The following is an 11,697-nucleotide window of genomic DNA, read 5'->3' on the forward strand; positions in this document are numbered from 1 at the left end:
GGCTACCAGAACAGCCCCCGAGGCGCCGGCGCCACCCTGCGCTGGTAACCACCCACAACCCGGCACGCCGCCCGACCCACGAAGGAGACAACCCGGTGTGGGTCCGGGCGGCGTGCCGACCAGTTTGACCAACGCCCCGCCGGCCCTGGTTCCCAGGGTCCGCCGGCGTCCCCGCCGATCGAGACGGAGAAGATGACCATGCCCAGCAACCAGTCGTCCTGGGGCGACGCGTCCGCACACCTGGCTGACGCCGGGGTGGCGGAGGACACCTCCTACTACCGCGGGTTCACCAGCCCGGACGAGAAGGCCGCGCTCACCGTGGCGATGCGGATCCAGGCCGCCTGGGCGGCCAACGACCCGGACGCCTTCGCCAGCGTCTTCGCCGACAACGGCAGCCTGCTCATGCAGGACAACCAGCTCACCAGCCGCGAGCAGATCCGGTCCTACATGCGGGAGGGCTTCGAGGGGCCGTACCGGGGCGCCCGGGTCAAGGGCTGGCCGGTCTTCCTGACGTTCCTCAAGGACGACGTCGCCATGGTGGTGACCGAGGGCGGGATCATGTTCGCCGACGAGTCGGAGATCGCGCCGGAGCGGTTCATCCGCGCCACCTGGGTGATCCGCCGGGAGCCCTCCGGGCAGCTGCGCCTGCTGTCGCACCAGAGCAGCCCGGTCAAGGGCTGACCGCCGGCCGGGCGACGCCGGTCGCGGGCCACCCGCCACCGGCCGCCCGGACGCCGGCGAAGCCCGGCCCGCCGCCGGCCGCCCGCACGTCGGTAGGTCGCCCGGAGCGTGCGGCGCGGGCCCGACCCGGTCCCCGATCACCGCCGGCGGACCCCCGACGGCGCCAGCGGCGGCGAGGAGTCGCCGCCGCTGCCGCGGGCGCCCGCGTCGCCTCCTCCGAATCGCGGCCAGGTCCGGAAAAGCAATTCGGACAAACGGATGAACGTCCCGGAGGAAAGCACTCTGGAAGGCGAACCCGGCAGCCCGTCGGCTCATCCTTGACCCAGCGCATTCTAAGGAGGAGTGAATGTACGACTATGTCGTCGTCGGCGGAGGAACCGCCGGTTGTGTGCTCGCGGCGCGGCTGAGCGAGAATCCGGACGTGTCGGTCTGCCTCATCGAGGCCGGTCCGGCGGACAAGGCGCCGAACATTCACATTCCGGCTGCGTTCGGGAAGCTCTTCCGCACCCACCTGGACTGGGACTACGACACGCACGACGAGCCGTTCCTGGACCGCCGTCGCGTCTACCTCCCGCGCGGGCGGGTGCTCGGCGGCACCAGCTCGATCAACACCATGGTCTACATCCGGGGCAACCGGATCGACTTCGACGGCTGGCAGCAGCCGGGCTGGAGCTTCGACGAGCTGCTGCCGTACTTCAAGCGCTCGGAGGACAACGAGCGGGGCGAGTCGACGTACCACGGGGTCGGCGGCCCCCTCGCCGTCTCCGAGGGCCGGGCGAAGAACCCGATGTCGAAGGCCTTCGTGGAGGCCGCGGCCGAGGCCGGGCACGCCGTCAACCCGGACTTCAACGGGGCCGAGCAGGACGGGTTCGGGTTCTTCCAGGTCACCCAGCGCGACGGCCGTCGCGCGAGCGCCGCGACCGCGTTCCTGCACCCGGCGCTCGACCGGCCGAACCTGACCGTCGAGACGAACCTCCAGGTGCACCGGGTCCTGTTCGACCACGGGCGGGCCGTGGGGGTCGTCGGCCAGCGCCTGGACGACGAGATCACGGTCCGGGCGGAACGTGAGGTGATCCTCGCCGGCGGCGCCTACAACAGCCCGCACCTGCTGATGCACTCCGGCGTCGGTCCCGCCGACCTGCTGGCCGCGCTCGGCCTGCCGGTCGTGCTCGACCAGCCCGCGGTGGGCCAGGGGCTCCAGGACCACGCCCTGGTGCCGCTGATCTTCACGCACTCCCACCCGATCAGCCTGCTCGTCGCCGGGGCGCCGGCGAACGTGGAGCAGTTCATGGCGGACGGCACGGGACCGTTGACGTCCAACGGCCCGGAGTCCGGCGGGTTCGCCCGGACCCGCGACGACCTGCCGGCGCCCGACGTGGAGTACCTGGGCGCGCCCGTCATGTTCGCCGACAGCGGCCTCGGCACGCCGACCCACCACGCCTTCTCGTACGGTCCGTCGATCCTCACCCCGCGCAGCCGTGGCTACGTGACCCTGGCCTCCGACGACCCGACGGCGAAGCCGAAGATCGTGCACAACTACTTCGCGGACGAGGCCGACATGCGGGTCGCGATCGACGGTGTGCGGATCGGGTTGGAGATCTCGCGGCAGCCGGCCCTGAAGCCCTACACGGAGGCGGCGTACCAGCCGCCGGCGTCGGAGTCGGACGACGACCTGCGCACCTACGTCCGTCAGTACGCGCACTCCATCTACCACCCGGCCGGCACCTGTGCCATGGGCACGGTCGTCGACGCCGACCTGCGGGTACGCGGCGTGGAAGGGCTGCGGGTGGTCGACGCCTCGGTCATGCCGACGCTGATCCGCGGCAACCCGAACGCCGCGGTGCTGGCCATCGCCGAGAAGGCGGCCGACCTGATCAGCGGGGCCCCGCCGCTGCCCGCGAACACCGCCGCGCTCGCGGCCTGACCGTCCGGAAGCACACCTGCCGCGCCGGTTCGTCACGCCTTCCCGGCACCGGGTCGGCGAATCGTCGGACCGGCCCGTTCCGGCGCTGCAACGACACGACTATCTCGAAGGAGGACCGGGTGGAGGTCACCCAAGCACCGTCCAGGACCGAACTGGTCAAGCGGGCCACCGATCTGGTGCCGCTGCTGCGCAAGCACGCCAGTTGGTCGGAGGAGAATCGGCGCCTGCACGACGAGGTGGTCGACGCGATGGCGGAGGCCGGCTTCTTCAAGATGCGGGTGCCCACCCGGTACGGCGGATACGAGTCCGACACCCGTACGCAGGCGGAGGTCACCGCCGAACTGGCCCGCGGCGACGGCTCGGTCGGCTGGACCATGTCGGTCTGGACGATCCCGGGCTGGATGGTCGGCATGTTCCCGGACGAGGTCCAGGACGAGGTCCACTCCACGCCCGACGTGCGGGTGTGCGGCACGCTCAGCCCGTCGGCGATGGCGGCCCCCAAGGACGGCGGCCTGGTCGTCAACGGCCAGTGGGGCTTCATCAGCGGCGCCCAGCACAGCCACTGGCAGGAGATCATCGCCATGGCGCCGACCCCGGACGGCGCCGGGCTCTGGCCGGTGATGGCGCTGGTGCCGATGTCGGACCTGGAGATCGTCGACGACTGGTACACGTCGGGCATGCGGGGTTCGGGCAGCGTCACCACCGTCGCCCGGGACGTCTTCGTGCCCCAGGAGCGGGTGCTGCCGCTGCCGGCGATCCTGCAGAACCAGTACGCCTCCGTCCTGAACGCCGACCTGCCGATGTACCGCACGACGCTGCTCGGCGTGGCCGCCGCCTCCTCGGTCGGCACCGTGGTCGGGCTGGCCAGGGCGGCCCGCGAGGTCTTCTTCGAGCGGCTGCCGGGCCGGAAGATCACCTACACCGAGTACGAGAGCCAGCGCGAGGCCCCGATCACCCACCTCAGGGTCGCCGAGGCCGTCATGAAGATCGACCAGGCGGAGTTCCACGCGCACCGGGTCACCGGGCTGGTCGACGACAAGGGCCTGACCGGCGAGCCCCTGACTCTGGAGGAGCGGGCCCGTTCCCGGGCCGACGTCGGCGCCGTGTGCCAGCTCGGCAAGGAGGCCGTGGACATCTTCAACATGGCCAGCGGCGGCTCGTCCGTCTACAACACCGTGCCGATCCAGCGCATCGCCCGGGACGCGCAGGTCGTCAACATGCACGCGCTGATGCTGCCGGAGACCAACTACGAGCTGTACGGCCGGGTCCTCTGCGGTCTGGAGCCCAACTCGCCGTACATCTGACGGACAGGCCCCCGCGCACGGCGCGGGCGCGGTGGACGACGTGGTCCACCGCGCCCGCGCCGCGTCGGTCTGCTGGCCGGAGCGGTGCGCCCAACCCGGACGACGGGTCGGGCAGCACCGCTCCGGCCAGAGTGCGTTTTCGGCGGCAGCCGGGGACCCGGCCGCACCGTGGACGGCCCGGACAGCGACCCCGGCCGTCGCCAGAGCCCGCCCTCCGCCGCCACGGCCCTCCGCCGCCACGGCCCGCCCGCCGCCACGGCCCCCGCCGCCATGGCCCGGCCCCCGCCGCCACGGGGTGGCCCCGGTAGATGACGGCGGCCCCGGCGGCGGCCCCGGCCGGCGGCACGCCGGGGCGGGCACCGCGGCTATCCGGCGGAAGCTACGGTCAGTCCACCGCCGCCCGCCACGACCAGGACGTGGGCCCGCGTCTCGCCGTCGGCGGTCGGCTGGCGTGGGTCGGCGCGGTCGGCCCGGCCGTTACCGGCTGACGGTTCGTCCGGCGAGCGCCGGTCGAGTCCGACACCGGGGGCTGGCTGCCGGTCCGCGGCAACCGTCATCGGATGTGGCAGGGGGCCGGCGCTTTCGCGCCGGCCCCCCACCGCGCGGCGGCCCGGGCCGGCCGCCGCTGCTCGTGCCGTCAGTTGGCGGTCTCCACCGACGGCTCAGGTACCTCGGCCTGCCCCGGCGCCTCGACGGCGCCGCTCGGCGGGGCGTGTCGCAACGTGGCGACGGCCACGACGGCGAGGATGACGTACAGCGCCGCGCTCACGGCGACCACGACGTGCAGGCCGCTGGTGAAGGCGTCCCGCGCGGCCTCCAGCAGCTGGGCCCCGACCGGCCCGGCCAGCTGCTCGCCGGCGTTGATGGCGCCGACGATGCTCTCCCGGGCGCTCTGCGCCGCCTCGGCCGGCGTGCCGGCGGGCATGTTGTCGCTCAGCACCCCGCCGTAGACCGCGGTGGCGACGCTGCCCAGGGCGGCGACGCCGAGGGCCATGCCGAGCTCGCCACTGGTCTCCGACATGGACGCCGCCGAACCGGCCTTCTCCGGCGGCGTGTTGCGGAGCACCAGCTCGGTGCTGAGCGCCGCCTGCGGTCCGCTGCCGGCGCTGGTCAGGATCACGCCGACCACGACGAGCGCCAGCCCGCCGGCGCGGTCGAGCTGGGTGAGCAGCAGGTAGCCGACCGCGGCGACCAGGAAGCCGCCCGCGATGACGTAGGCCGGCCGGACCTTGCGGGCGATCGCCGGCGCGGTCATGGCCGCGGCGACCATGGCGAAGCCGGACGGCAGCATCAGCAGCCCGGCCCGCAGCGGCGAGAGGCCCGCGACCATCTGGAGGTAGAGGTTGACGACCAGGATGGTGCCGCCACCGATCGCGGCGCCGAGCAGCGCGATCACCAGCGCTCCGCTGAAGGACCGGTTGCTGAACAGGCGCAGGTCCATCAGCGGCTCGGCGAGGCGACGCTGGCGGAGCACGAAGGCCACCCCGAACACCACGCCGACGACGATGGCCAGTGCCGGCACCGGCTCCCAGCCGCCCTTGGCCAGCTCCTTGATGCCGTACACCAGCGGCAGGATGGTGGCGAGGGAGAGCGCCACGCTGGCCAGGTCGAGCCGCTTCGTGGAGGTGGTGTCACGGAACTCCGGCAGCAGTGCCGGGCCGGCCACGAGCAGCAGCGCCATCACCGGGAGGGCGAGCAGGAAGACCGCTCCCCACCAGAAGAACTGCAGCACGGTGCCGCCGACCAGGGGGCCGAGCGCCATGCCGCCCATGAAGCAGCTCACCCAGACGCCGATCGCGGCGCCCCGCTGCGCAGGGTCCTGGAACATGTTGCTGATCAGCGCCAGGGTGGACGGCATGAGGGTCGCGCCGGCGAGGCCCATCAGCGCCCGGGTGACGATCAGCATCTCGGGCGACGTCGAGAACGCGGCCACCACCGAGGCGATGGCGAAGGCCACCGCACCGATCAGCAGCAGCTTCCGGCGCCCGATCCGGTCGCCGAGGCTGCCCATCGTGATCAGGAAGCCGGCGATCATGAAGCCGTAGATGTCGATGATCCACAACTGCTGGACCATGGTGGCGCCCAGGTCGGCGCTGAGCTGGGGAAGCGCCAGGTGCAGCACACTGAGGTCCAGTGACAGCAGCAGTGTGGGAAGCGCCAGAACGGCCAGTCCCCACCACTCGCGCGAGGTGGCCCGCACACCGGGGTCGGGCGTCGCTGTGTTCATGTCCATGGCAAACCCTTCTGCGTCGTACAGGCGGTCGATTGCGGTGGCGGTGGGGTGGGCGGGGTCACGCGTCGTACCGGTCGTGGTGTCGCCACCACTGCTGCGGGTAGTCCAGCTCCTCCTCCTGCCGGCCCAGCGCCGTCAGGTCGAGGTAGTTGTAGGTGTTGATGAGCGCGTCGCCGCCCCGGGAGAAGGACGAGTAGGTGTGGAAGACGTCCGTCCCGTCGCGGAGGAACACGCTCAGGCCGGAGGACTCGGAGTCGTTGTTGGTGACGCCGAAGTCGGGGTTGAAGTCGCTGCCGAAGGACGAGAACCACGGCACCGTCCAGCCCATGCGCTGCCGGTACGGCTCGAGCTTGGTCAGCGGGGCGCGGGACACCAGCACCAGGTTGGTGTCCCGGGCGTGCAGGTGGGCCGGGTGGCCGAGGTTGTCGACCTGCAACGAGCAGCCCACACAGCCCTCGTCCCAGTCCGGGTGGAACATGAAGTGCCGGACGATGAGCTGGCGGCGGCCGTCGAACAGGCCCACCAGGTCCACCGGGCCGTCCGGCCCCTGGAAGACGTACTCCTTCTCCACCCGGACCATCGGCAGTTCACGCCGCAGGGCGCTCAGCGCGTCGCGCGCCCGGGTGAGCTCCTTCTCCTTGACGAGGAGCTCCGCACGGGCGGCTTCCCACTCGTCCCGGCTGACAACTTTCTGCTGCGCCATCGTGTTTCTCCTGCGTTCCGTCTCTCGGGTGACCATCAGCGGCGCCCTCACCGCTGCCGACCCTGATTGAGACGGCGGAACGCGGAAAAACTCATCGCTGCCCGCGACAGCATCGCCACGCACCGCACGGCCGGGCGCCGCCGGGACCGCGGCGGTGGGCCCGGCGGACCGCCGGCGTCGCCGCGGTCGCGGCAGTGACCGCCCAGGTCAGGACGGCAGCCCGCCGTACGGCCTCCGGCGGCGCGACTACGCCGGCCGGTTACGGGACACGGCGGCCAGCACGGCGGGCACGGACCCGAGATTGCGGATGGCCAGGGGCGCCAGCCCGTCGAACCACAGCACGTCGCCGCGCCCGAAGCGCTGCAACCCGCCGCCGGGGTACTCGACCTCGACCTGGCCGTACTCGAGGACGACGATCGCGTCGCCCCACTCGGCCGGGTCGACGGTCCGCACGGTCCCCGGATCGACCACCATCACGAGCAGCCGGAGCAGCGACGGCAGCCAACGGTTGAGGAAGGAGACCCGGTCGTCCTCGCCGCCGTCCATCAGCGGGACAGCGGCAGCCCGAAGGCCGGGAAGATCCGGGGGAGGAAGGCGGTGATCTCCACGATCTGCCCGCCCTCGATGCGGAGCACGTCGAGGCCGAGCGCCTGGTAGCGGGACCGCCCCGGCCCCCGCACGTAGCAGGCGACGGCGGGCTGACGGTTGGCCCGCGTGGGCACGTGGTACCAGTCCTTCCAGGCCGTGGGGCCGACCATCGCGGGCGTCCAGCTCTCGATGATCGCGTCCCGTCCCTCGAACCAGGTGGGCTTGGGCGGCATCGTGAAGCGGGCGTCCTCGCGCAGCAGCGCCGCGAGCGCCGACAGGTCGGCGCGTTCGGTGGCCTCCACGTAGCGCTGCAGCACCGCCCGTTCCTCCTGGCTCGGGTCGGTCGCCGCCGGCCACTCCATCCGCCGCTCCGGCAGGTGCTGCTTGAGGGTGGCGCGCGCCCGCTGCAGGGCGCTGTTGACCGCGGCGACCGTGCCGTCGAGCAGCGTGGCGGTGTCGGTGGCCGGCCAGCCGAGCACGTCGCGCAGGATGAGCACCGCCCGCTGCCGGGGCGGCAGGTGCTGGATCGCGGCGAGGAAGGCCAGCTCGATGGTCTCCTTGGCGACCAGCGCCGCGTCTGGCTCGACGTCGGGCGGCGCCACGGGCTCCAGCAACCGGTCCGGGTACGGCTGGAGCCACGGAACCTCCACCTGCGGCAGCGCCGTGCGCCCGGACACGGACCCGTGGGAGAGGGTGGGGACGACGAGCTGGCGCGGCTGCCGGTTGTGGCGTTCGAGGAAGTCGAGGCAGGCGTTCGTGGCGATCCGGTAGAGCCAGGCCCGCACCGTGGAGCGGCCCTGGAAGCTCTCCCGCTTGCGCCAGGCCCGCAGGAACGTCTCCTGCACGAGGTCCTCGGCGTCGTCGAACGACCCGAGCATCCGGTAGCAGTGGACCTGCAACTCCCGCCGGTGCCGTTCGGTCAGCTCCGCGAAGGCCCGTTCGTCGCCCGCCCGGACCGCGTCACCCACCGCCGCGTCCCCGACCGCCGCGGCCCCGGTCCCGCCCGGCCTCGCGCCAACTCCGCCCACGAACCGTCCTCCGTCCTGGTCAGCCGACCATCCACGCCCGCCCCCACAGATATGACGACCGGCGGACCGCATAGTCATCGCTGCGGCGGGCTTCGTCCCCCGCCCGGGGTCGGCCGATCGACCGACGGGATCCCGCGACGCGCGGAGAGCGGTGCGGTCGACCCGCTCGGGCGCGCCGGCCGGGTACCGCAACTCAGGAGATGCGATCCCACACAGCCCGCGATGACCATATAGCGCAGGGCTACCTGGCGCATCAGCCCCGGCCGTTCCATGACCTGACCGCCCCGACGGATCGTGCCGGAACGCCAGGGCAGGCTCCTGCCTTCCGAGGGGGAAAACCATGACATCGGTTGATTTGCAGAGCAAGGACTTCCAGTCGAACCCCTACCCGAGTTACGCCAGGCTGCGGGAGGAGGCGCCCGTCCACTTCGTCCGCGGCCCGATGAACTCCGAGATCTGGCTCATCACCCGGTACGAGGACGCCCGCGCCGCGCTCGCCGACCCCCGCTTCTCCAAGGACCCGAAGCGCGCGCCCGAGTGGGCCAAGGTGATGGCCGCCGGCGTCGGCGACGAGGGACCGCTCGGGGCCAACATGCTCAACAGCGACCCTCCCGACCACACCCGGCAGCGGCGCCTGGTCGGGATGGCCTTCACCCGTCGCCGGATCGAGCGGCTCCGCCCGCGGATCCAGGAGATCACCGACGAGCTCGTCGAGGCCATGGCGGCCCGCCGCGAGGTCGACCTGATCACCGGCCTGGCGTACCCGCTGCCGATCACGGTCATCTGCGAGCTGCTCGGCATCCCCGGCGAGGACCGGGACGACTTCGGCCAGTGGACCCGGATGCTGCTCGCGTCCCCGATGACCCCGGAGGGGGTGCAGAGCCGGCGGCAGGGCAACCAGAACATGGACCGCTACCTGACCGAGCTGATCGGGAAGATGCGGACCGAGGTCAACCCGGAACTCGACTACGACTCCCAGCCCAACCTGATCAGCGCCCTGATCGTGCCCGGCAAGCAGGACCAGCTCTCCGAGCGCGAACTGCTCGGCATGATCAAGCTGCTGCTGGTCGCCGGCCACGAGACCACCGTCAACCTGATCGGCAACGGCACGGTCGCCCTCCTGCGGCACCCGGACCAGCTCCGTCTGCTGCGCGAACGGCCCGAGGTGATGTCCACCGCGATCGACGAGCTGCTGCGCTACGACGGTCCCATCGAGCGGGTGCCGATGCGCTTCACGACCGAGGACGTCGAGATCGCCGGCGTCACCATCCCCCAGGGCAGCGCGGTCAACATCGTGCTCGGCGCGGCGGACCGGGACCCGAACGCGTTCGGCGAGCCGGACCGCCTCGACCTCGCGCGCAAGGACAACCCGCACGTGGCGTTCGGGCACGGCGTGCACTACTGCATCGGCGCCCCGCTGGCCCGGGTCGAGGGCCAGATCGCCTTCGGCACGCTGCTGCGCCGCTTCTCGAAGATCGAGCTCGCCTGCGCGTACGAGGAACTGGAGTGGCGCATCGGCGGACCGAACATCATGCGCGGCCTCGCCGCGCTGCCCCTGGTCCTCACCCCCTGACCCGCCGCTCGACACGGACACGGACACGGAAAGGAGAGCCATGCGGGTCCTCTTCCTCGCGGGCATCAACAAGTCACACCTGTACGCGATGACTCCGCTGGCGTGGGCGTTCCAGATCGCCGGGCACCAGGTGCGGGTCGCCAGCCAGCCGGATCTCGCGGACGACGTCATGCGCACCGGCTTCCTGCCCGCGCCGGTCGGCGAGGTGCTGCGCATGAACGAGAAACTCGGGCCGGCCGCGCCGCCCCGGGTCGACGACGGGCAGCCCCGCAAGTGGGAGAAGCCGGTCGACGGCAGCTTCCCCGAGGATCCCCACGGTCACCTGGAGTCGATCTCGACGGGCTTCTTCCCGCTCGTCTGCCCGGACAGCCTCTTCACGGACCTGATCGACTTCGCCCGGGAGTGGCGGCCGGATCTGATCATCTGGAACTCGCTGGCACTGGCCGGGCCGGTGGCCGCCCGGGTGAGCGGGGCGGCGCACGCGCGCCTGCTGTTCGGCGCCGACGGGCTCGGCCAGATCCGGGCGGCCTTCCACGCCGCCAGCGCCCGCAACCCGTCCGGCCCGCTCAACGACCCGCTGGCCGACTGGCTGCGGCCGTTCCTCCAGCGGTACGGGCACGACTTCGACGAGGAGATCGCGCTCGGGCAGTGGACCATCGACCCGATGCCGTCCTGGGTCTGGCACCCGACGACGAACGTGCACTACGTGCCGATCCGCCACGTGCCGTACAACGGGCCGACCCGGGTCCCGGACTGGCTGCGGGAACCGCCCAGCCGGCCCAGGGTGTGCCTGACCCTCGGGGTCTCGCACCGGGAGTCGCACGGGGTGGAGGCGTCCGCCACCGACCTGTTGGAGGCGGTGTCCGACCTCGACATCGAGGTCGTCGCCACGCTCGACAAGCGGCAGCTCGCCGAGCGACCGCGGATTCCGGACAACGTCCGGGCGGTGGAGTTCGTCCCGATGAACGTCCTGCTGCCCACCTGCTCGGCGATCGTCCACCACGGCGGCACGCAGACTTTCGCCGCAGCGGTGGAGAGCGGGGTGCCCCAGCTCATCGTGCCGAGCGCGTACTGGACCGAGAAGTGGTGGGGGCCGGTCGCCGAGGGCAACGGGCTGGAGCGGCGGGGCGCGGGCGTCTACGTGGCGGACTCGGACTTCCTGACCCCGGACCTGCTCCGTGACGAGCTCGTCCGGGTGCTGAAGGACCCGACGTTCAAGGAGAACGCCGACCGGCTGCGCGCCGAGCGGATGGGCACGCCGACCGCGAACGAGGTCGTCCCGCTGCTGGAGAAGCTGACCGCGCAGCACCGCCCACGCGCCTGAGACCGGCCGGAGCCGCCGGCTCCGGTGAGCGGGAAGGGGTCCGCGCCCGACCGGGCGCGGACCCCTTCGGCGTACCGGCCGTCCACCGCGCGCTCGGCACCGGGACCACCGGACGGCCCGGCGGCCCGGCGGTCCCCGATGACCGGAGAACCCGGCGGCGCCCGCCGACCGGCCGGCGCGGCGGCCCCCCGTCCACCGGGTGGCGCGGCGGCCCGACGACGGGGTGGGGGGCCCCCCGCCGGACCCCCGCGCCACCCCCCCGCCGGCCGGCCCCCCCGCCCCCGCCCCCCCGGCGCCGGGCACCCCCCCCCGACCCGACGGCCCCCCCCCCGCCCCCCT

At 72.6% G+C, this 11,697-nt stretch carries 9 protein-coding genes; 5 read left to right on the forward strand and 4 right to left on the reverse strand.

The features are described from left to right. Positions 1-198: 198 nt before the first annotated feature. From AB0G08_RS29360 to AB0G08_RS29370, 3 genes are all read left to right on the forward strand, one after another. Complete coding sequence (locus AB0G08_RS29360; protein WP_358093978.1) at positions 199-681, forward strand: SgcJ/EcaC family oxidoreductase; 483 nt, start codon at positions 199-201, stop codon at positions 679-681. A gap of 346 nt (positions 682-1,027) precedes the next feature. Beyond that, positions 1,028-2,605 (forward strand): GMC family oxidoreductase N-terminal domain-containing protein, encoded by a 1,578-nt coding sequence (locus AB0G08_RS29365; RefSeq protein ID WP_358093980.1) that lies wholly within the window; start codon positions 1,028-1,030, stop codon positions 2,603-2,605. Positions 2,606-2,724: 119 nt separating this feature from the next. Then, a complete protein-coding gene (locus tag AB0G08_RS29370; protein WP_358093983.1) occupies positions 2,725-3,909 on the forward strand; it encodes an acyl-CoA dehydrogenase family protein in 1,185 nt (394 codons plus the stop codon). Between the two features lie 637 nt (positions 3,910-4,546). Here AB0G08_RS29370 and AB0G08_RS29375 read toward each other — a convergent pair. The 4 genes from AB0G08_RS29375 to AB0G08_RS29390 form a co-directional block, all read right to left on the reverse strand. Continuing rightward, positions 4,547-6,136, reverse strand: a complete 1,590-nt coding sequence (locus AB0G08_RS29375) for an MFS transporter (protein ID WP_358094000.1) — start codon at positions 6,134-6,136, stop codon at positions 4,547-4,549. Positions 6,137-6,200: 64 nt separating this feature from the next. Next, complete coding sequence (locus AB0G08_RS29380; protein WP_358093985.1) at positions 6,201-6,845, reverse strand: DUF899 domain-containing protein; 645 nt, start codon at positions 6,843-6,845, stop codon at positions 6,201-6,203. Positions 6,846-7,091: 246 nt separating this feature from the next. Then, a complete protein-coding gene (locus tag AB0G08_RS29385; protein ID WP_358093988.1) occupies positions 7,092-7,391 on the reverse strand; it encodes a hypothetical protein in 300 nt (99 codons plus the stop codon). Next, entirely contained in the window at positions 7,391-8,401 is a 1,011-nt protein-coding gene (locus AB0G08_RS29390) for a sigma-70 family RNA polymerase sigma factor (RefSeq protein ID WP_358093990.1), read from the reverse strand. The genes AB0G08_RS29385 and AB0G08_RS29390 overlap by 1 nt, the downstream gene beginning before the upstream one ends. 400 nt (positions 8,402-8,801) lie before the next feature. On the opposite strand from AB0G08_RS29390, the gene AB0G08_RS29395 reads away from it, so the two are divergent. Together AB0G08_RS29395 and AB0G08_RS29400 are read left to right on the forward strand one after the other, a co-directional pair. After that, positions 8,802-10,034, forward strand: a complete 1,233-nt coding sequence (locus AB0G08_RS29395; protein WP_358093993.1) for a cytochrome P450 — start codon at positions 8,802-8,804, stop codon at positions 10,032-10,034. Between the two features lie 40 nt (positions 10,035-10,074). Beyond that, positions 10,075-11,358 carry an activator-dependent family glycosyltransferase gene (locus tag AB0G08_RS29400; protein WP_358093996.1) on the forward strand — a complete coding sequence of 428 codons (1,284 nt, stop codon included), beginning with the start codon at positions 10,075-10,077 and terminating at the stop codon, positions 11,356-11,358. Positions 11,359-11,697 lie beyond the last annotated feature (339 nt).

It is taken from the genome of Micromonospora sp. NPDC023644 (assembly GCF_040640115.1).
In the GTDB taxonomy this organism is placed as follows: Bacteria; Actinomycetota; Actinomycetes; order Mycobacteriales; family Micromonosporaceae; genus Micromonospora.

What these genes read in the sequence shown, in the direction of transcription:
- AB0G08_RS29365 (WP_358093980.1), top strand. Translation starts at nt 1,028, where the DNA reads ATGTACGACTATGTCGTCGTCGGCGGAGGAACCGCCGGTTGTGTGCTC.
- AB0G08_RS29400 (WP_358093996.1), top strand. Translation starts at nt 10,075, where the DNA reads ATGCGGGTCCTCTTCCTCGCGGGCATCAACAAGTCACACCTGTACGCG.
- AB0G08_RS29395 (WP_358093993.1), top strand. Translation starts at nt 8,802, where the DNA reads ATGACATCGGTTGATTTGCAGAGCAAGGACTTCCAGTCGAACCCCTAC.
- AB0G08_RS29375 (WP_358094000.1), bottom strand. Translation starts at nt 6,136, where the DNA reads ATGAACACAGCGACGCCCGACCCCGGTGTGCGGGCCACCTCGCGCGAG.
- AB0G08_RS29385 (WP_358093988.1), bottom strand. Translation starts at nt 7,391, where the DNA reads ATGGACGGCGGCGAGGACGACCGGGTCTCCTTCCTCAACCGTTGGCTG.
- AB0G08_RS29380 (WP_358093985.1), bottom strand. Translation starts at nt 6,845, where the DNA reads ATGGCGCAGCAGAAAGTTGTCAGCCGGGACGAGTGGGAAGCCGCCCGT.
- AB0G08_RS29360 (WP_358093978.1), top strand. Translation starts at nt 199, where the DNA reads ATGCCCAGCAACCAGTCGTCCTGGGGCGACGCGTCCGCACACCTGGCT.